General features: G+C 70.5%; 19 protein-coding genes. 7 read left to right on the top strand and 12 right to left on the bottom strand.

Features of this window, described 5'->3' with window-relative positions:
- Positions 1–114: 114 nt before the first annotated feature.
- The 4 genes from BN2660_RS09160 to BN2660_RS09145 all read left to right on the top strand — a co-directional run bounded on the left by BN2660_RS09160 (position 115) and on the right by BN2660_RS09145 (position 3457).
- A complete protein-coding gene (locus BN2660_RS09160) occupies positions 115–1392 on the top strand; it encodes an LCP family protein (protein ID WP_091230595.1) in 1278 nt (425 codons plus the stop codon).
- A gap of 18 nt (positions 1393–1410) precedes the next feature.
- Complete coding sequence (locus BN2660_RS09155) at positions 1411–2271, top strand: spermidine synthase (protein WP_091230592.1); 861 nt, start codon at positions 1411–1413, stop codon at positions 2269–2271.
- A gap of 123 nt (positions 2272–2394) precedes the next feature.
- The gene (locus BN2660_RS09150; RefSeq protein WP_091230589.1) at positions 2395–2922 is read left to right on the top strand and encodes a hypothetical protein; all 528 of its coding nucleotides are present in this window, start codon (positions 2395–2397) and stop codon (positions 2920–2922) included.
- 46 nt (positions 2923–2968) lie between these two features.
- Positions 2969–3457 (top strand): SprT-like domain-containing protein, encoded by a 489-nt coding sequence (locus tag BN2660_RS09145; RefSeq protein ID WP_091230586.1) that lies wholly within the window; start codon positions 2969–2971, stop codon positions 3455–3457.
- On the opposite strand, the gene BN2660_RS09140 is transcribed toward BN2660_RS09145, so the two are convergent.
- The 11 genes from BN2660_RS09140 to BN2660_RS09090 form a co-directional block, all read right to left on the bottom strand.
- Entirely contained in the window at positions 3458–3973 is a 516-nt protein-coding gene (locus BN2660_RS09140) for a DUF3054 domain-containing protein (protein WP_091230583.1), read from the bottom strand.
- Positions 3974–4042: 69 nt separating this feature from the next.
- On the bottom strand, positions 4043–4699 hold the full coding sequence (locus tag BN2660_RS09135; RefSeq protein WP_091230578.1) for a 2-phosphosulfolactate phosphatase: 657 nt from the start codon (positions 4697–4699) through the stop codon (positions 4043–4045).
- Between the two features lie 78 nt (positions 4700–4777).
- Entirely contained in the window at positions 4778–6241 is a 1464-nt protein-coding gene (locus BN2660_RS09130) for an ABC transporter permease (RefSeq protein ID WP_091230573.1), read from the bottom strand.
- A gap of 5 nt (positions 6242–6246) precedes the next feature.
- Positions 6247–7008, bottom strand: a complete 762-nt coding sequence (locus BN2660_RS09125) for an ABC transporter ATP-binding protein (RefSeq protein WP_091230570.1) — start codon at positions 7006–7008, stop codon at positions 6247–6249.
- Between the two features lie 112 nt (positions 7009–7120).
- Positions 7121–7756, bottom strand: a complete 636-nt coding sequence (locus BN2660_RS09120) for a response regulator (RefSeq protein WP_091230567.1) — start codon at positions 7754–7756, stop codon at positions 7121–7123.
- Positions 7753–8916: an ATP-binding protein gene (locus tag BN2660_RS09115; protein ID WP_091230564.1), complete on the bottom strand. Its 1164-nt coding sequence runs from the start codon at positions 8914–8916 to the stop codon at positions 7753–7755. Before BN2660_RS09115 ends, BN2660_RS09120 begins: the two co-directional genes overlap by 4 nt.
- Positions 8917–8975: 59 nt before the next feature.
- Entirely contained in the window at positions 8976–9767 is a 792-nt protein-coding gene (locus BN2660_RS09110; protein ID WP_091230560.1) for a class I SAM-dependent methyltransferase, read from the bottom strand.
- Between the two features lie 39 nt (positions 9768–9806).
- A complete protein-coding gene (locus tag BN2660_RS09105; RefSeq protein WP_176697150.1) occupies positions 9807–10970 on the bottom strand; it encodes an AMP-binding protein in 1164 nt (387 codons plus the stop codon).
- Positions 10971–10985: 15 nt separating this feature from the next.
- Positions 10986–11897, bottom strand: a complete 912-nt coding sequence (locus BN2660_RS09100; protein ID WP_091230557.1) for a 1,4-dihydroxy-2-naphthoyl-CoA synthase — start codon at positions 11895–11897, stop codon at positions 10986–10988.
- A gap of 81 nt (positions 11898–11978) precedes the next feature.
- Positions 11979–12938 carry a permease prefix domain 1-containing protein gene (locus tag BN2660_RS09095; protein ID WP_091230553.1) on the bottom strand — a complete coding sequence of 320 codons (960 nt, stop codon included), beginning with the start codon at positions 12936–12938 and terminating at the stop codon, positions 11979–11981.
- Between the two features lies 1 nt (position 12939).
- Complete coding sequence (locus BN2660_RS09090) at positions 12940–13272, bottom strand: PadR family transcriptional regulator (protein WP_091233457.1); 333 nt, start codon at positions 13270–13272, stop codon at positions 12940–12942.
- Positions 13273–13451: 179 nt separating this feature from the next.
- Between BN2660_RS09090 and BN2660_RS09085 the strand changes: the two genes are divergently transcribed.
- Positions 13452–14429, top strand: a complete 978-nt coding sequence (locus tag BN2660_RS09085) for an o-succinylbenzoate synthase (protein WP_091230550.1) — start codon at positions 13452–13454, stop codon at positions 14427–14429.
- A 6-nt stretch (positions 14430–14435) separates the two neighbouring features.
- Here the strand turns inward: BN2660_RS09085 and BN2660_RS09080 are convergent, their stop codons facing one another.
- Positions 14436–15062, bottom strand: a complete 627-nt coding sequence (locus BN2660_RS09080; protein WP_091230546.1) for a TetR/AcrR family transcriptional regulator — start codon at positions 15060–15062, stop codon at positions 14436–14438.
- 134 nt (positions 15063–15196) lie between these two features.
- Between BN2660_RS09080 and BN2660_RS09075 the strand changes: the two genes are divergently transcribed.
- The gene (locus BN2660_RS09075; RefSeq protein WP_091230542.1) at positions 15197–18031 is read left to right on the top strand and encodes an efflux RND transporter permease subunit; all 2835 of its coding nucleotides are present in this window, start codon (positions 15197–15199) and stop codon (positions 18029–18031) included.
- Positions 18028–19911 carry a YhgE/Pip domain-containing protein gene (locus BN2660_RS09070; protein ID WP_091230539.1) on the top strand — a complete coding sequence of 628 codons (1884 nt, stop codon included), beginning with the start codon at positions 18028–18030 and terminating at the stop codon, positions 19909–19911. The genes BN2660_RS09075 and BN2660_RS09070 overlap by 4 nt, the downstream gene beginning before the upstream one ends.
- Positions 19912–19930: the final 19 nt, after the last annotated feature.

Genomic DNA, 19930 nt, shown 5'->3' with positions numbered 1-19930 from the left:
CATCGGGACCCACCCGGCTAGGAAAAAGTATTCATCACTAACTAATTCCCTGCAAGTTATTCTCAGAAACGTCATGCGGCCGTAACATCGCAGCTCCCGGGTAGGCTCTGCGGCATGTCCGGGCCCCTCGACGACACGAAGCGCTCCACCGTCGCGCGTCACGCGGGTCTGCCGACCCCCAGCGCGCTGTCGACCTTCCTCAAGCTCGCCGGCGTCGCGCTCGCGGTGCTGGTCGCCTCATCGATCGCCGTCGCGACGTTCATCGCCGTCGACGTCCTCAATCGGGTCGGCGACGGGGCGGTCGCCCTCGAGGGCGACGCGGACGTCGCTCCCCCGTCGCTCGGCGCCTACCCCGACGACGAGGCGTTCAGCATCCTCGTCGTCGGCACCGACGAGTGCGGCGAGATCTCGACGCAGCTTCTCGGGGAGCGCTGCGAAGACACCGACGAGGGCACTCGCAACGACGTGAACCTGCTCGTCCACGTCTCGGCTGCGCCCCGCAGCGTCACCGTGGTGTCGTTCCCCAGAGACCTCATGGTCGAAGTGCCCGAATGCACGAGGGAAGACGGGTCCACGGCGTCGGCCATGTCGAAGGCGCCGCTGAACTCCGTCTTCGACCACGGCGGCATCTCGTGCATCGCCCAGACCGTCACCCTGCTGAGCGACATCCCCATCGGCTTCGCGGCGAAGATCAGCTTCGACGGCGTCATCGAGATCACCGAGGCGATCGGCGGCGTCGAGGTCTGCGTGGCCGGTGACGGGATCAGCGACCGCCAGGCGGGCATCGACCTGCCTCCCGGCCGTCACACGATCACCGGCGCCGATGCGCTGGCCTTCATCCGGACACGGCACGGGGTCGGCGACGAGAGCGATCTCGCGCGCATCTCGAATCAGCAGCAGTACATGTCGCGCCTCGCCAAGAAGATCCTCAGCGCGGAGACCCTGACGGACCCGGCGAAGGCGCTGCGGCTCGCGAACACCGTCGCCGACAACATCGTGCCGAGCGAGTCGCTGAGCAACCCGCTCACGATCGGTCAGCTCGCTCTCGCGCTGCGCGGCGTCCCCTTCTCGGACTTCGTGTTCGTGCAGTACCCCAACCTGGACGACCCCGACAACCCGGGGATCAAGGTCGTCCCCGACTACGACGCGGCCGAGCCGCTGTGGGCCGCCCTCATCGCCGGCGAGCCGATCACGCTGTCGGGCGACGTGGCGACGAACAACAGCGTGGAACTGGCGACGCCGACCGACCCGGCACAGCCGGTCGAGTCCGCCGCCCCCGAGACAGCTGCCCCCGAGACAGCCGCCCCCGAGGTACGGGCGACCCTGCCGCCCGAGATCTCGGGCCAGTCGGTCGATCAGGACACCTGCTCCGTCGGCAACCAGGCCGACTGAGCGCGTAGTCTCGGGGGCATGGGCCGCACGCGATCTCGAGACGCCGAGCTTCCGCAGGCGAGACTCGACCATGGCGGCATCGCCCGGATCGGCCCGTCCGAGTTCACGAGCGGCTTCGAGCTCGTCGTCGACGACACCCCGCAGTCGCACGTCGACCTCGATGACCCGACCCACCTGCACTTCGAGTACATCGTGCGCATGGGAGCAGTGATCGATCAGCTGCCCGACGGCCCCCTCACCGCGGTCCACCTCGGGGCGGGCGCGCTCACGGTCCCCCGATACATCGAAGCGACGAGACCGGGGTCCCGCCAGCAGGTGATCGAGCTCGAAGCGCCGCTCGTCGCTCTCGTGCGCGAGCATCTGCCGCTCCCCCGCAATGCGGCCATCCGTGTGCGCATCGGCGATGCCCGTGAGGGCGTCCGTCGACTGCCGCCGGCGCTCGTCGGCAGCTGCGATCTCGTCGTGTCCGATGTCTACTCCGGCGCGCAGACGCCCGCGCATCTGACCAGCCTCGAGTTCTACCGCGAGCTCGCCGAGCTGCTCGCTTCTGGCGGCGTGCTGCTCGTCAACGTGGCCGACGGTCCCGGCCTGGCGTTCGCCCGACGGCAGGTCGCGACGATCAGCGAGGTGCTGCCCGAGATCGGCGTCCTGGCCGACACCCAGGTGCTCAAGGGGCGCCGGTTCGGCAACCTCGTCATCGCGGCATCCGTCGCCCCTCTTCCGACGGAGTGGCTGCCGCGGGTGCTCGCCGCAGGACCGCATCCGGCGAAGATCGCGCAGGGCGCCGAGGTGACAGCCTTCGTCCAGGGGGCCAGGGTCGTCACGGATGCCGACGCGGTCGCGTCGCCTCGACCGGACGCCTCCCTGTTCCTCCGCTGATCGGGTCGATGCACGCGCTGCACGGATTCCTGGCGATCGGATGCGGGGGCTCGGGGCGTGCCGCCTCGATGCGCGCCGCCATCGGAGGCAGACTGGACGAGGGGATGCTGCGGAAGGAGAGCAATGAGTTTCATCCGAGGATACGACCAGGAGAGTCTTCGAGAACTGGTCGATCTCGATGAATGCGCGGCACGACTGGAGGAGATCGAGAGCCAGCGCAGTCTGCCCGCCATGCTCGAGCGGGTCTGGCTGCTGAAGGTGCTCGGCCGCCTGGACGAGGCTCTGGTGCTCGCGGACGAGGCGGTTCGGCAGGCCCGCATGGCGGGAACCCGCAAGGACGTGCTGCGCGCCCGCGTGCTGCACGCGACGATCCTGCAGTATCGCGGAGCGCACGCGGCCGCCGAGCAGGAGCTCGCCACGTGCGCCGCCGAGGCGGAGGGACAGCGCTGGGTGTCGATCGCGGCCTTCGCGCATCAGCATCACGGCAAGAACGCCTATGAGGCGGGCGACTACGAGACCGCACGCGAGAGCTTCAAGCAGTCGCTGTTCCTGCGCCGCGAGGCGGGCGCCCAGGACAGCGAGCTCGAGACCGCGCTGCTCGCGATCGAGGCCGCCGAGCGACGTCGCTCGTCTGAGCTGCTCGCCGGCTGACATCGGCATGCGGCCCGATGTCGGACGCATGGCTTAGCCTGATCGCATGGCGGAACTCAACCGGGTGCGGGTCTGGGGCGAGGCACTGATCGCACTGCATCTCGACGACAGCTGGTCGTTCGGATTCGATCACGCGAAGCGTCGCGCCGGGCAGTGCGACTACTCCAAGAAGCGCATCACGGTGTCGCGTTACCTCGCCGCCCGTTTCGAGGACGACGACATCCATCAGGTGCTGCTGCACGAGGTCGCGCACGCGCTGGCCGGACACACCGCTGCGCACGGCCCGGAATGGAAGCGCGTGGCCCGCGACCTCGGCTACGTGGGCGGAACGACGCATCACGGTGAGACCGCTGTCGAACTCGCCCCCTGGGTGGGCCGGTGCCCGTCGGGGCACGTCTCGTATCGGCACCGCCGGCCGTCCAGAGCGACGTCGTGCGCCCGCTGCTCCCGCACGTACGACGCGCGCTACGTCTTCTCCTGGACCCGGCGGGAGATCACGGCAGACACGCGTCTGGCCGCACAGATGTCGCGCTGATCAGCCCCTCGGCCGTTCGTCTACGTCTTCCTCCCGCGACGGATCCCGCCGCGCGGAGTCGTTCTCGACGTCGTCCAGGGCGTCGTCCACGGTGTCACCGGTGCTGTGGTCTGCGGGCTCGGCGGCACTCTCGTCCGGCGAGGGCTCGCCCCGTTCACGCGCGCCGCGCCGACGGACGACGGCGGCGGCCAGCCTCCACCCGATCAGGAACAGCCCCAGAACGAGCGTCGCGACGACGATGAACGGCACCTGCGCCGTGGCCCCCGACGCCACCCGCAGCAGCAGCCCGCCGACGACGGTGACCAGCCATACCACCGCGCCCCACGCCGGCGACCAGGGCCGACGCGGCCTCGCAGGCAGCAGAGCGGCGACGAGATGACCGACCAGCAGGGCCACGAGGAACGGCCACGCCGTCAGAAGGAAGCCGAGCGGATCCTCGTCGTGCGAGGCGCGCCCGATCACGGCGAACACGAGGACGAGCACGGCGTCGAGCACGAGAGCGGGGAGGTACCTCATGCCACGACCCTACGTCGCGAACCGCGGATCGCCCGGCCCGTGCTCGGCCTGTCCCCGACCGCGGAGGCGTCACTCGAAGGCGACGAACCGTCCCTCGCGGAGGGTCGGAACGACCTCCACTGCATCGAGCTCCGCCGCATCGGCGACCGTGGTCGGCACGACCCCGGCCTCGGCCATGCGCTCGGTCGCCGCGACGCCGTCCGCAAGCTCCCGTGCCGAACCGCTCGCGCTGACCATGTGGCGCAGCGCCCGCCGCAGCGCCCGGAAGCCCTCTGCCGCGACGGCGGCGTCAGGCGCCGTGTGGTCGATGCCGAGGTCGGTGAGAGCGGCGATGATCGCGCCCGCGCCCAGCTGGTCCTCGACGGCGAAGCGCAGCACACCGGACGCATCCGCCTCACCCGCCGCGATGACGGCGACGGAGGTGCGGGCCTGGCGGCGTTCCTGGATGGTCGCGACCGCCCGAGCCACCGCCGACGCGTTGCGCAGACCCCCCACGAGCACGGGGACGCCACCGGCCGCCGCGACGATCGCGGCACCGTTGCGCGACCACTCGGCGGCGTCGACGAGCCGGATCGTGGCCCCGGCGGAGATCGCATCGGCGACCGTCGAGGAGAACCGCAGGACGTCGACGACCACGACGACGTCGGCGCGCGCGAGACGCGCGAGCCCGTCGACGCCCCAATCGAAGCGCACCTGATACGTGGACTGGTCGAACGGAGACGGCATCCCCCCAGCCTATGACGGAGGCGGCGCGCGGATGCCCCGTCGACAGCATGTGTCGACGGGGCATCCGCTCATCTCCGGTCAGTCCGCCGCGAGAGCCTCGACGGGAGCGACCCTGGTCGCCAGCCGGGTCGGAGTCGCGGCGGCGACGAGCGTCAGCACAGCGGTCGCAGCGACGATGATAACGACCGGCAGCCACGGGACGTGCGGGGCGACGAGTCCCGCGGGTTCGAAGTCGGGCAGGGTCGGCGTCGAGCCCAGCAGCGACTGCGCGGCGATCCATCCGTACACGATGCCCAGCACGAGTCCGGTCAGGGTCGCCGCGACCGTGATGTGCGTGGCCTCCAGCAGGACCATCCTGCGGACCTGGCCGTTCGACAGCCCGATGGAACGCAGCAGCCCGAGCTCTCGGCGACGCTGGACGACCCCGATCGTCAGGAGATTGACCAGCCCGACCGCGGCGATCACCGCCGACACCGCCACGAGCACCATCATCACCCCGGCGAACGCGTCGAACGGTGTGAAGAACTGGGCGGGCACATCGCCTCCCTGCTGCCCGATGAGCATCTGCTTCACCGACTCGAGCGCGACGGCGAACATCGTCACCAGAGTGACCCCCATCACGACGCCGATGGCCATGCGGGACGACCGCTCGGGATATCGCAGCGCGTTCTCCGCGGCCAGTCGAGCGGTCGCGCTCGACCCGAACATGCGCCCCACCAGCCGCAGCACCGGCGGCATGAACAGCACCGATCCGAGCGCGAGCCCGGTGAAGGACAGCAGCCCTCCGAAGAAGGCGACCACGACCCCGAGCGGGTGCACGAGGCCGAGCGCGACGCCGGCGGCCAGGAGCAGCGAACCGGAGACGAGGAGGATCCATGCGCCGACATGACGACCGGTCTGCGAGACCTCGTCATGCGTGCGCTCGACGGATCCGCCTATCGCCTGCAGCGGCGTGACCGAGAGCACCCGGCGTGAGCCCGCCCACGCGGCGACCCAGGTGGTCAGCGCCACCCCGATCGCCGGCAGCGCGATCATCGGCTGCGCGAGCGAGAAGCCGGTCGGCTGGTTGTCGATGAGGGTCGCTCCGATCTGCACCCCGATGGCGGAGAGCCCCAGCCCTACGAGCGCACCGATCGCGGCGCCGATGACGCCGACCACGAAGCCCTGCCGACCGACCTCGGCCCGCTGGGCGCGAGCGGTAGCGCCGATGAGTCGCAGCAGCGCGATCTGCCGGGTACGGCCCGCGATGATCGTCGAGAACGTGTTGGCGGTGACGATCGCCGCCACGTACATGGCGACCGCGGTCAGCAGCACGGACAGCAGCCCGACGATGAAGGCGAGGGTCTCGCTGTCGCCGATGAACGGATCGGCCTGCAGGACGGCCCCGAGGTAGGCGGTGGTCTCGACGAGGACGACCCCGAATGCGGCCGACAGCGCCGCGACCAGGATGCTGGCGCCCATGCCCCGGTCGCGCAGCCAGGCGAGGCGCGAACTCGTCGCCGCGGTCTGCGGCACGACCGTGCGTGTGACGGACTGCGCCATGGCACTCACGCCGTCACCTCGGCGGCCAGCATGTAGGCCGAGATCTCCTCGGCGGTCTGCCGCGGGTGGTCGGCGACGATGCGGCCGTCGCCGAGGAAGAGCACGCGGTCGGCATGGCTGGCGGCGATCGCGTCGTGCGTGACCATGGCGATGGACTGTCCGTGTTCACGGCTTGCCGTTGCGAGCAGCTGCAGCACTTCCCGGCCCGTGCGGGAGTCGAGGTTGCCCGTCGGCTCATCGGCGAACACGAGATCGGGGGCCGTGGCGAGAGCGCGCGCGATCGCGACCCGCTGCTGCTGTCCGCCGGACAGCTGGTGCGGGCGGTGCTGGAGGCGGGCGCCGAGGCCCAGCGTGTCGATCAGCCCGTCGATGCGCGCCTTCTCGAGCGCGCTCGGTCGCCGCCCGTCGAGCTCGAACGGCAGCATGATGTTCCCCAGCGCCGTGAGCGTGGGCACGAGGTTGAACGCCTGGAAGATGAAGCCCACACGGCGGCGGCGCAGGAGCGTGAGATCGAGATCCCCCAGACCGGTGATCTCCGTGTCGCCGATCCAGGCGCGACCCTGAGAGGGGGTGTCGAGCCCGGCCATGATGTGCATGAGCGTGGACTTGCCGGATCCGGACGGCCCCATGATCGCCGTGAACTGCCCGCGACGGATGCCGACGCTCACGTCGTCGAGCGCGTGGACGGTGCTCTCACCGGCGCCGTAGGTCTTCTTGAGGTGCTGGACGCGGGCCGCGAGGCCGAGGTCGGTGGTCGTGATCTCCATGCCTTCGACGCTATTTCCGGCGCCCCTCGCGCCGCGTCGGCCTGGCGACGCATCCGTGTACATCGCAAGGATGATCCGTCGCCGGCGCGTGTGGAGGCAGAGAAGGGGATGCTCAGGCGAGGCCGTGCTCGAACGCGAAGACCACGAGCTGCACGCGGTCGCGCAGGGTGAGCTTCGTGAGGATGCGACTGATGTGCGTCTTCACCGTCGCCTCGCTGAGGTACTCCCGTGCCGCGATCTCGGAGTTCGACAGTCCGCGCGCCGCGAGGGCGAAGATCTCCCGCTCCCGGTCGGTGAGCGCCGCGAACCGGGCCGGGACCGGCTTCGGCGCCTCGGCGAAGTGCTGGAACAGCTCGCGCGTCGCGGAGGCGGCGATCACGCTCGATCCCGCGTGCACGGTACGGATCGCCGCGAGCAGGAATTCGGGGTCGGCGTCCTTGAGCAGGAATCCGCTCGCACCCTGACGGATCGCGCGGGCGGCCGCCTCGTCGAGGTCGAAGGTCGTCAGCATGACGATCCGTGGCGGATCCGGCTGCGCGAGGATCTCCGCGGTCGCGGTGAGGCCGTCCATGACCGGCATCCGGATGTCCATGAGCACGACGTCCGGCCTCGTCGACCTGATGAGGTCGATCGCCTCCCGTCCGTCGCCGGCTTCGCCGACGACATCGAGGTCGGGCTGCGAGGCCACCAGCATGCGGATGCCGGCGCGGAACAGCGCCTGATCGTCGACGAGCACGACCCTGATCATTCGACTCCCCCGATCGGCAGCGATGCGCGGACGACGAACTGCGCGCCCTGGCGCTCCGCCTGGAGGCTGCCCCCGACGAGCTGAGCCCTCTCGCGCATCCCGATGACGCCGTGACCGCCGCCGCCCGGCCCGTGCTGAGCGCCGATGGTGTTGCGCACCTGCAGATCGACCCGTTCGGGCAACCACGCCAGGTGCACGTCGACCGCGCCGTCGCCGTGTCGGATCGCGTTCGTCAGCGCCTCCTGCAGGATCCGGTACACGGCGAGCTGGATGGCTCCCGGGGGCTCTCCCGGTGGGGTCGGATCGACGGTGATGCGGGGCTCGATCCCGGCCTGACGCACCTGCGCGAACAGCGCCTCGAGGTCAGCGAGGGTCGGCTGCGGCCCGTCGCCCTGACGATGACGCAGCTGCGTGAGCAGCAGCCGCACGTCGCTCAGTGCGCCTCTGGCGGTCTGCGCGATCGTGCCGAGAGCCTCGGTGGCCATCTCGGGCTCGGCCGCAGCCGCGTACCGCGCTCCGTCCGCCTGGGCGATGACGACCGCGAGGGAGTGCGCGACGATGTCGTGCATGTCCCGCGCGATCCTGACGCGCTCCTGCTCCTCGGCGGCGAGCGACTCGGCCTGCAGCTGCGCGGCGCGGGTGCTGCGCCCGCGAAGGACCACACGCCACAGCAGACCGCAGACCCAGGCGAACCCGAGCGCGAGGATGGACAGCACGAGCAGGAGCGTGCCCGTGGTCAGCTGGTCCCAGCCGCTCGCGGCGCCCGAGGCGATGCCGTTCACGACCACGATGTAGACCGCGGCGACCAGGCCTCCGAACAGTGCGGAGCCGAAGCCCCACCACAGCACCGGCCGTGATCCCCAGGCCGCGGTGGCGTAGAGGACGAGGAGGATGGCGACGTCTATCGGCAGCGGCGCGAAGCCCGCGAGCATCTGCACCACCGCGCCCACCCACGCCGCCCCGAGCGCGAGACCCGGCGCGAGGCGCCCGACCGCGACACCGCCGAACATGAGGAGGCTCGCGACGACCATCGCGACGACCGAGACGCCGGACTCCGCCGGCCCGTAGAACACCACCGAGAGCGGAGTGAAGATGAGGAAGAGCAGCGTCGCCCCGACGATGTCGAGCACGAGCGCCGTGCGGGAGAGCGGGCGGATCACACGCTCCACGCTACGCGGCTCGGCGAGCCGCTCGCATCCGCCTGCAGATGTATCCGCCGTCAGGCTCGCGCGATGATCTCGCCATGGGGCACGAGGAACCAGCCGTCGCCGTCGTCGGCCCAGCGCCTCCAGGCGTCGCTGATGTCCTGGAGGTCTGCAGCCGTCGCCATTCCGCCGTCGACGAGCTGCCGCGCCAGGGCGGACTCGAGGATGCGGTCGGCCCACATGCCGCCCCACCAGGTCCGCTCCTCGGCCGTCGCGTAGCACCAGCTGGATGCCGTCGCCGTGACGTCCTCGAAGCCGGCAGCCCGCGCCCACGCGAGCAGGCGCCGCCCCGCATCGGGCTCGCCGCCGTTCGCTCGCGCTGCACGGCGGTACAGGTCGAGCCACCGATCGAGTTCCGGGAGCACCGGGAACCAGATGAACCCCGCGTAGTCGGCGTCCCGCACCGCGACGATCCCGCCCTCGACAGCGACGCGGCGCATCTCCCGCAGCGCCTGCACCGGGTCTCCGACGTGCTGCAGCACCTGGTGGGCGTGCACGACGTCGAAGCTGTCGTCCGCGAAGCTCAGGGCATGCACGTCCTCCACCGCGAAGTCGACGTTCGCGATCCCCCGAGACTCTGCGGCCTCGCGAGACAGGGACAGCGCTCCCTCGTCGATCTCGGTCGCAGTGACGTGGGCGACCACGTCGGCGAAGTCCATCGTGATGCTTCCCGGCCCCGCGCCCACGTCGAGGAGTCTCGTCTCGGATGTCAGGTACGGGCGGAGGTATGCCGCCGAATTGGAGATGTCGCGGACGCTGTGCGAACGGAGGACGGACTCGTGATGTCCGTGCGTGTACGTGGCCATGCTCCAGTCTGGCAGGGAGCGCGCCCTCCTCGAGCGAGGTCAGCGCAGCTCGGCGACCGCCCGCCGGATCGCTTCTCGATCGGGCTTCCCCGACGGGAGCCGATCGAGCTCGTCGACCACGATCAGCCGCACGGGTCTCGCGTGCTTGCCGAGCTCCTCCGCCACGATGTCGCGCGCGTGCGCCAGCTGCTCCGACTCGCTGCGGCGCAACGCTTCACCACGAGGAGCGACGATCACCGACGCCTCTCCCCAGCGCTCGTCCTCGATGCCCACGACGACGGCTCCGCTGAGACCGGGCACCCGCTGAACCAGCCGCTCCACACGGTCGAGGGAGATGTTGATCCCGCCCGAGACGATCACGTTGTCGGCTCGTCCGTGCACGCGCACCACGCCGCCCTCGTCGACAAGCCCGAGATCGCCCGTGTGATACCACCGGATGCCGTGCTCGTCGTGCGAGAACGTGCGCGCCGTCAGCTCGCCGTCCCCGAGGTACCCGTCTGCGAGCATCGGCCCGGCTATCCGCAGCTCGCCATCGACCGTGCGCACCCCGACCGTGTCCAGCGGGAGGCCGTCGTACACGCATCCGCCGCTCGTCTCGGTCGAGCCGTACGTACGGACCAGCCGCACCCCGAGGTCGTCCGCGCGTTCGCGAACCGGCTGCGGCAGCGCCTGGCCGCCGACGAGGATGGCCCGGTACGCCTGCAGCGCGGCGAGCACGGGACGATCGTCCGCGGCGTCGAGCAGCGTCGCGAGCTGCGCCGGGACGAGGGAGGTGTACAGCTCGGGGATCCCACCGGAGGACCGGCGTGCGGGCCTCAGCATCGAGAGGGTGGCGTCGGCGAAGGACTCGGGAGAGAACCGCCCCTCGAGCGGGACGGGCCGCGTTCCGGCGACGATCGAACGGACCAGCACCTGGAGCCCCGCCACGTACCCTGCGGGAAGCGCCAGGAGCCAGCGGCCGCTGCCGATGCGCGCAGCAGTGGCCTCGGCGCTCGCGCGCAGCGCTTCCGCACTCAATGCCACCCGTTTCGGTATCCCGCTCGACCCCGACGTCGCGATGACCACTGCGGTACCGCGGGGCACGCTCTCGGGGGCCTCGCCGAGCATCCCGAAACCCAGGGCCGGGCCGTCGTCGAGCGCCCGCACGAGCGCATCGCTCAGAGACGCCGCATCATCGGCATCCGTGGGGATCAGCGCGACCATCGGCGTTCCGCTCGATCAGTAGTGCCAGGGGAAGGAGGACCAGTCCGCGTCGCGCTTCTCGAGGAACGAGTCGCGCCCCTCGACGGCTTCGTCGGTGCCGTAGGCGAGCCGCGTCGCCTCTCCCGCGAAGACCTGCTGACCGACGAGGCCGTCGTCGACCGCATTGAAGGCGAACTTCAGCATCCGGATGGCCGTCGGAGATTTCGTCAGCACCGTGCGCGCCATGCGGAGCGCCTCGCGCTCGAGCTCGACGTGCGGCACGACGCGATTGACCGCGCCCATCTCGTACGCGCGCTGCGCCGAGTACTCCTCGGCGAGGAAGAACACCTCGCGCGCGAACTTCTGCCCGGTCTGACGCGCCATGTACGCCGAGCCGTAGCCGGCATCGAAGCTGCCGACGTCGGCGTCGGTCTGCTTGAACCGTGCCTCCTCTGCCGAGGCGATGGTGAGATCGCACACGACGTGCAGCGAGTGGCCGCCGCCGGCCGCCCACCCGGGCACGACCGCGATGACGACCTTGGGCATGAAGCGGATGAGTCTCTGGACCTCGAGGATGTGCAGCCGCCCGGCGCGTGCCGGATCGTGCACGGTCTTCTCGTCGTCGGAGTACTTGTAGCCGTCTCGCCCACGGATGCGCTGATCGCCGCCGGAGCAGAACGCCCAGCCGCCGTCCTTCCGGCTCGGACCGTTGCCGGTGAGCAGCACCGCGCCGATCCGCGGGTCCTGTCGGGCGATGTCGAGTGCCCGGTACAGTTCGTCGACGGTGTGCGGACGGAAGGCGTTGCGCACCTCGGGGCGATGGAAGGCGATGCGGGCGACTCCGCCGTCGTGCGTGACGTGGGCGGTGATGTCGGTGTAGTCCTCGGCGCCGGGCGCGAGCACCCATTCGTCCGGGTCGAACAGGTCTGAGACGAATGCGCTGGTCACGGGATCCACCCTATTCCCCGCCCACGCCGGGCACGCAGACGGCGTCGCCCCGATGAGGCGACGCCGTCTGTCTCCGTGGGGTCAGCCGCGGCGGGCCCGCGCGGTCTTGATCCAGCCGTCCACGATGTCCCAGATCGGGAACGCGATGAGGCCGAATGCGGTGATGACCGTGAGGATGCGCATGGTCTCCTCGGTCACGCCGGTGTCGGTGAAGACGTGGCTGAGGAACTCCGGGTTGAGCAGCTGCCCCTGCAGCAGCAGAGTCAGCGACCAGATCGCGAAGATCACCGCCAGCACGGTGTTCACGATCGCCGCTCCGACCGTCCACCGACGCCGGGCGTAGACGGCGACGGCCAGCAGCGCCTCGGCGACGATGAGGCCGATGAAGAAGGTGATCCCCCACGGCCACAGCCCCGGGTTCAGCACCGCGATCGGGGCTCCGTCGGTCGGGAAGAAGCCGATGAAGGCGTCCCAGAAGATCGCCCCGACGCCGAGAATGAGGAAGACCAGCGACGCGATGGCATCCGCCCGGCCTGCACCGTTCTGCGTCGGCTCCGGCAGCTGGTCGACATCCCACTTCACGCCCGTGTCGGCACCGGTGCGCTCGAGGATGAAGAACACCAGCGTCACCCAGAAGCAGACGTGCACGATGACCGAGATGCCGACCGCCACGGCTGCGCCGATGATCGAGCCGATGGGTGCGCGGTCGATCGCCTGCGCGACCGCCACGCCGCCCATGGCGCACACCGGCACGATGATGAGCAGCAGCTTCAGCAGCCGCCACCAGACGAGGTAGTACTTCGGTCCGATCAGATGCAGCGGACGATCGGCATAGCCCGCGGCGAGGATGCCGGGGTCGCCGAGGTCGGTGAGGACGCGGCGCTCGGCGTCTTCCGGCGATTCGCCCTGGTCGACCCTGGCGTCGATCGCATCGGCGATGGACGCCTCGAGCTCGGCACGGACGTCGTCCTGCGTCTCGGGGCGCAGGCTGCGGATGGTGGCGCTGATGTAGCGCTCGGTGAGTGCGACCGTCGTGGTCATGTCAGCTCTCCTCTGCGGTGAGGGTGGCGATCGCCGCGGTGAGCGCGCGCCATTCTTCGGTCAGGGTGTCGGCGAGCCGGATGCCGGCCTCCGATGTGCGGTAGAACTTGCGGGGCCGCGCCTCGTCGGTGTTCCACTCGCTCGTGAGGTACTCCTGCTTCTCGAGCCGACGAAGCAGCGGGTACAGCGTGTTCGCGTCGGTGGCGAAGCCGCGGCGTTCGAGGTCTTCGAGCAGCCCGTAGCCGTACCCCGCGCTGCGCAGCAGCTGCAGGCACGCCAGCACGACGGTGCCGCGGCGCAGTTCCTGCAGATGCGTGTCGAGGGTTTCGTTCATGTCCATCACATTACTGTGCGTCGCACGCCATTGTCAATGACACATCTATGTGACGCGCAAGGCGGAGACGTACGTCGTCGGCACCTGGACTCGGGGAGTTGCAGAAGCGTCTGGACTGAAGCGCGTCGCTGCGGCACGGCGGCTCCCTCGGCGGGACGCCGACGGAGCAGAATGAGCACATGCTCCCACCGCTCGCAGACCTGCTCGACTCGGCCAGAGTCGTCGCCCTCCCGATGCACACGCGCTTCCGCGGGGTCGACACCCGCGAGGCGCTGCTCTTCGAGGGTCCCGAGGGGTGGGCGGAGTTCTCCCCGTTCCTCGAGTACGCGGATGCGGAGGCGGCGACCTGGCTCGCCGCAGCGATCGACTTCGCGTGGCGCGCTCAGCCTGAGCCTCTGCGCGACCGGATCGCCGTGAACGCGACGATCCCGGCGGTCGAAGCGTCGGACGTCGCCGAGGTGCTGGCACGGTTCGCCGGCTGCCGCACCGCGAAGGTCAAGGTCGCGGAGCCGGGTCAGACCCTCGCCGACGACGTCGCGCGGGTCCGCGCCGTGCGCGAGGCGATGGGCCCCGAAGGTCGCATCCGCATCGACGCGAACGGCCTCTGGAACGTCGATGAGGCCGAGCATGCCCTGCACGCACTGACGGAGTTCGACCTCGAGTACGTCGAACAGCCCTGCGCCACGGTGCCGGAGCTCGCCGAGCTGCGCGCGCGGGTGAAGTACATGGGCATCCCGATCGCCGCCGATGAGAGCATCCGCAAGTCCACCGATCCGCTCGCCGTCGCCCGCGAGAAGGCGGCCGACCTGTTGGTGATCAAGGCGCAGCCGCTCGGCGGCGTCACGCACGCCCTGCAGATCGTCACGGCGGCAGGTTTTCCCGTCGTGGTCTCGAGCGCTCTGGACACGGCGATCGGACTCTCCCAGGGCGCCGCCCTCGCCGCCGCGCTGCCGACGCTCGAGTACGACTGCGGCCTCGGCACCGCATCGCTGTTCCTCGACGACGTCGCGGATCTCCGCCCGGTCGACGGATTCATCCCGGCGTCGCGGGTGACCCCGGATGCCGCCGCACTCACGCGACTCGCGGCATCGGAAGAGCGCCGCGGCTGGTGGATCGACAGGCTGCGCCGCTGCCACGCCCTGCTCGACGCGAGCTGAGCGGCCCTATTCCGCGAGGAGCAGCTGCACGAGCCGGCCGAGCTCTTCGCCGCCGGACTGCCGCAGCTTCTCCGAGTCCTGTCCGGCCATGGCACCGCGCACGGTCATGCCCTCCCAGATGATCATGAGCATGCGCGCAGCGGCCTCTGCGGGAACGCGGAGGTCGAAGGCGCTCACCGAGACGATGTCCGTGATGATCGTCGCGATGCTCGTGACCATCTCCCGCTCCTGTGCGAGGTAGGCGGCACCGAACTGCTCGTCGCGGAGCGCGCGGATGCGGATCTCGCTCATGAGCATGACGCCGAGACGATCATCGCCGCCCGCATCCATGATGTCCTGCACCAGCTCGATGGGGTCGCACCCCGCAGAGAGCCCCCCGTCGGCCGCGATCTCGGCGACGCGGGAGCGGACCGCGTTGACCCGCTGCTCCGCGACGCTGCCGGCGAGCATGAGGAAGAGCTCGTCCTTCGACTCGAAGTTCGAATAGAACGCGCCGCGCGTGAAGCCGGCACGGTCGCACACCGCCTCGACGGACGCACCGTCGAGACCGACCTCTGCGAAGACCTGCGCCGCGGCATCCAGCAGTCGAGCCCGGGTGTTCTCCCGGCTTCGGGTCACGGGCGTCGTCGTCATCGATCTCCCCTTCCGGAGTCCTGAGCCTATCCAATTCACACCGCGCACACAGACTCGACCGCGGGGATGGTCCTACGATACATCTATGTATTGGATACACCTGTGTATCCAACCCGCATCTTCTGAGGAGCCTCGTGTCCACACTCCTGTCGTCTCTCGGTCGCTGGTCCTATCGGCATCCCTGGCGCGTCCTCGTCTCCTGGCTCCTGGCGCTCGGCATCGCTGGGGCAGGGGCGCTCGTGCTCGGTGCGGGCACCGACAACTCCTTCTCGATCCCGGGCACGGAGTCGCAGGCCGGGCTCGAGCAGCTCAACCGCTCCTTCCCGCAGGTCAGCGGGACGAGCGCGCAGATCATCGTCGTCGCAGCCGACGGTGACTCGCTGACAGACGACGAGTACCGCGAGCCCATCGAGGCCGCGGTCGACGACATCGTCGACCTCGACGACTCCGTCCTGTCCGCGACGTCGCCGTACGACGAGACGGTGAGCGGCATGATCAACGAGGACGACACCGCAGGGATCGTGCGGCTGCAGTTCGACGGACAGTCGACCGACGTGCCGGAGGAGACCAGAGACGACCTCCGCGCCGTCGTCGCCGACCTCGCCGAAGATCTCCCCGACGGGTCGCAGACCTCTCTCGGCGGCGAGCTGTTCGCGACGTCCATCCCGGGCGTGACCCTGACCGAGGCCGTCGGGCTCCTCATCGCGCTGCTCGTTCTCATCGTGACGTTCCGCTCGTTCGTGGTCGCGGGGCTGCCCCTTCTCACCGCCGTGCTGGGCGTCGGCATCTCGATGGCCGGGATCTTCGCGGCGACGGCCTTCGCCACGGTCTCGTCCACGACGCCGCTCCTCGCGCTCATGCTCGGGCTCGCGGTGGGTATCGACTACGCGCTGTTCATCATGGCGCGACACCAGGATCAGGTCCGCGAGGGCGTCGACCCCGAGGAGTCCGCCTCCCGAGCCGTCGGCACCGCAGGCTCGGCCGTCGTGTTCGCCGGGGTGACGGTGCTCATCGCGCTGATCGGTCTCGGGTTCGCCGGCATCCCGTTCCTCACGACGATGGGCGTCGCGGCCTCCGTCGCCGTCGCGATCGCCGTCGCCATCGCGGTGACCCTCACCCCGGCACTCCTCGGCTTCGTGAAGGGACGCGTCGTCGGCCGCACGCGACCCCTGTTCGCTCGAGCACGCGGCGCTCGCTCCGCAGACGCCGCGAGGTCCCGGGGTACGCAGGATGCGAAGAGCGGCACGGACAAGAAGGACGGCAACCGCTGGGTGAACGGCGTCACCCGGCACCCTGTGCTGGTGTCCATCGCCGTGGTCCTGGGGCTCGGCATCGTCGCGATCCCGGCGCTGAGTCTGAACCTCGCGCTGCCCAACGCGGGTGTGCTGCCGAAGGACTCAGAGGCGCGTCAGACCTACGATCTCGTCGGCGAGGAATTCGGCCCCGGTTTCAACGGCCCCCTCATCCTGACGGGCACCATCGTGACCTCCACCGATCCGCTCACCCTCATGGAGGACCTGGGCGATGCGGTGGCCGAGATCGACGGCGTGAAGGAGGTCGCGCTCGCGACCCCGAACGAGACGGCCGACACGGGCATCGTGCAGATCGTCCCCGAGACGGCGCCGGACGACCCGGCGACGGCCGACCTCGTACGCGAACTGCGTGCGCACCACGACGAGTGGCTCGACGAGTTCGGGATCGACCTCAAGGTCACCGGCTTCACCGCCGTCGGCATCGACATCTCGGATCAGCTGGGCAAGGCGCTGCTGCCGTTCGGGGTGTTCGTGATCGGTCTCTCGCTGATCCTCCTCACGATCGTGTTCCGCTCGCCGTGGGTGCCGGTCACGGCGGCCGCGGGTTACCTGCTCTCCATCGTCGCGGCCTTCGGCATCGTCGGCGCGGTGTTCGAATGGGGCTGGTTCGCCGACCTCCTGCATGTCGCGAAGGTCGGCCCGATCATCAGCTTCATGCCGATCATCCTCATGGGCGTGCTGTTCGGGCTCGCGATGGACTACCAGGTGTTCCTGGTGTCGCGGATGCGCGAGGACTTCGTCCACGACCCCGCCCTCCGACAGGCTCACGGACCCGGCGCCGAGAACCGAGCCGCTCGACGTGCCGCGGCCCTCCGTGCCGTGCGCAGCGGGTTCTCCGGCTCGGCGAAGGTCGTCACCGCGGCGGGGCTCATCATGTTCGCCGTGTTCGTGGCCTTCGTGCCCGAGGGCGACTCGTCGCTCAAGCCCATCGCACTCGGTCTTGCCGCGGGCATCGCGATCGACGCCTTCCTCGTGCGCATGACGCTGATACCGGCCCTGATGGCGATTCTCGGCGAGCGTGCATGGGAGATCCCGTCGTGGCTCGAGAAGATCCTGCCCCGGGTCGACATCGAGGGCGAGGCCGTCGAACGCGAACGGCACCTCGCGGGCTGGCCCGGCGACGATTCCGTCGTCGCCGCCGACGACCTCTCCCTCGCGGATGCGGGTGTCGACGGCCTTCACCTGCGCGTCGCCCCGGCGGGCGTCGCGGTGCTCACGGGCGGATCTTCGGGCGGGCTGCGAGCGCTCGCCCTCGCGATCGCGGGACGCGTCACGCCCGACGGCGGTCGCCTGCGCGTCGCCGGTCACCTGCTGCCGGGGCGGGCCGCGTGGGTCAGGGCGCACGTCGGTGCGGTCATCGTGACGGATGCCGGGGACACGGCATCCGCACTCGCCGAGGCTCTGCGCGGCTCCCCCGCACTGGTGGTGGTCGACGGCGTCGATCGTCTCTCCCCCGCCGAGCGTGATCAGCTCGCCGCGCGCCTGCGCGACTCATCATCCACCGCCGTGGTCCTCACCGCTCTCACGGCTCAGGCCGCACTCGACGTCCTCGCCGATGCCGGCCGCCCCGCCGACGACGACGACATCGTCGACCTGGACGCCCAGGCGCCGTATCGAGCAGACGAACCCACCGAATCGACCGAGGTGAACGCATGACCCTCCCCATCGAGCGCGCCCGTTCGCGCAAGCCCATCACGTGGCTGACGATCCTCGGCATCCTCCTGCTGCCGGCCGCCGTCGGCGGCATCCTCGTCGCGTCGCTGCACAATCCGACGGAGCGCCTCGAGTCGATGACCGCCGCGATCGTCAACCTCGACGAGCCGGTCGAGATCGACGGGCAGGTCACTCCCCTCGGGCGTCAGCTCGCCGCGGGGCTCGTCGAAGGCTCGGACGAGCTGGACTCGAACCTGACGTGGGTCATCTCGAACGAGGACGACGCGGCAGACGGACTCGCCGACGGGTCGTACCAGGCGGTCATCACGATCCCGGAGGACTTCTCGGCGGCGGCGACTTCTGCAGGTCAGACGATCGCCGACGGCGAGGGCGCCCCGGAGCAGGCGACCATCCGCGTCACCACCCCGGAAGACGGGCTGGTGGCGGACGACCTCATCACGAGCCAGATCGCGAACGTCGCCGCATCGAGCCTCGGCACCATGCTCTCGGAGGCGACGCTGGGGAACGTGCTCGTCGGATTCACCACCATCGGCGACCAGATCGGGGAGGCGGCGGACGGAGCCGCGGAACTCGCGACCGGAGCACGCGACGCGGCGACCGGCGCCGCCGCGATCCCGGAGGGCGCCACCCAGCTGGCCGCGGGCGCCGACGAACTGGGGGGCGGCGCCTCCTCGCTCGCCTCCGGTCTCGACACCCTCACCGGCAGCACGCGCGATGCCGCTGCCGGGGCGTCCCAGATCGGGCAGGGTCTGACGAACGGCGCCGCAGAGCTGCAGACGCAGGCGGAGGCTGCGGGCGCCCTCGCCGGCGGGTCGGCGCAGGTGGCGGCGGGTCTCGCGCAGCTCGCCGACTCCTGCATCCCGAGCGGATTCCCCGCCGAGTACTGCAACGGCATCGCTGAGCTCTCGTCAGCCGCCTCGCAGACGGATGCCGGCGTGCAGCAGCTCTCCACGCTTCCCGGTGCTGTCTCGGCGCAACTCGGACAGGCCGGCGCTGCCGCCACGACCCTGGCCGACGGCCTCAACCAGCTGGCGACGGACGGCCTGGTGCCCTCGGCATCCGGCGCCCGTGCGCTGTCGACCGGCGCAGCGCAGCTGTCCGATGGCGCGACCCAGCTCGCGACCGGCACCTCGGAGCTGGCGACCGGGCTCGACACCCTGGCGACCGGCACCGGCGACCTCGCAGGCGGGCTGCGCACGGCATCCGAGTCCCTCCCCTCGTTCACCGACTCGGAGTCGACCGATCTCGCGTCGGTGATCGCTGACCCGGTCGCATCCGAGGGGGCCGATGCCAGCACGATCTTCGGTCCGACCGCCATTCCGCTGCTCACGGCCGCCGTGCTGTGGTTCGGGGCGCTGGCGTCGTTCCTGGTGCTGCGCGCGTTCACGGCCCGCACCCTGACGTCTCGCCGCTCGTCGGCCGGACTCGCGCTGCGCGCCTTCGGGCCTGCGGCGGCGATCGGTGCCGCTCAGGGGCTGCTGGTCTCGCTCGTCGTGCAGTTCGTCGCCTCGTACGACGCTGCCGCCTGGTGGGCGTTCGCCGGGACCGCCGTGCTCGCCGGCGTCGTCTTCGCCGCCGTGAACCAGGCGCTGGTCGCGCTGCTCGGCGGCACCGGCCGATGGATCAGTGCGCTCGTGGGCGTGCTCGCCGTCGCCACCGGTCTGATCTCGACCGTGCCCGGGTGGATGTCCGACCTCGGCGCCGCGCTGCCGACCGCGCCTGCGTTCGCCGGCCTGATCGCCGCGGACGGAGGCGCCGTCGCAGCCCTGATCGTCTGGGGCGTGCTGTCGCTCATCGTCACGACGATCGTGGTGGCCCTGCGACGCACGACCTCGACGAAGGCCGCCCTGGCCGCCGCCTGACGCCCCGGCCGGCCCCGCC

Origin of the sequence: Microbacterium sp. 3J1, assembly GCF_001049495.1 — a bacterium.
Lineage (GTDB): Bacteria > Actinomycetota > Actinomycetes > Actinomycetales > Microbacteriaceae > Microbacterium.
This window is presented reverse-complemented; position numbering and strand designations above follow the sequence as displayed.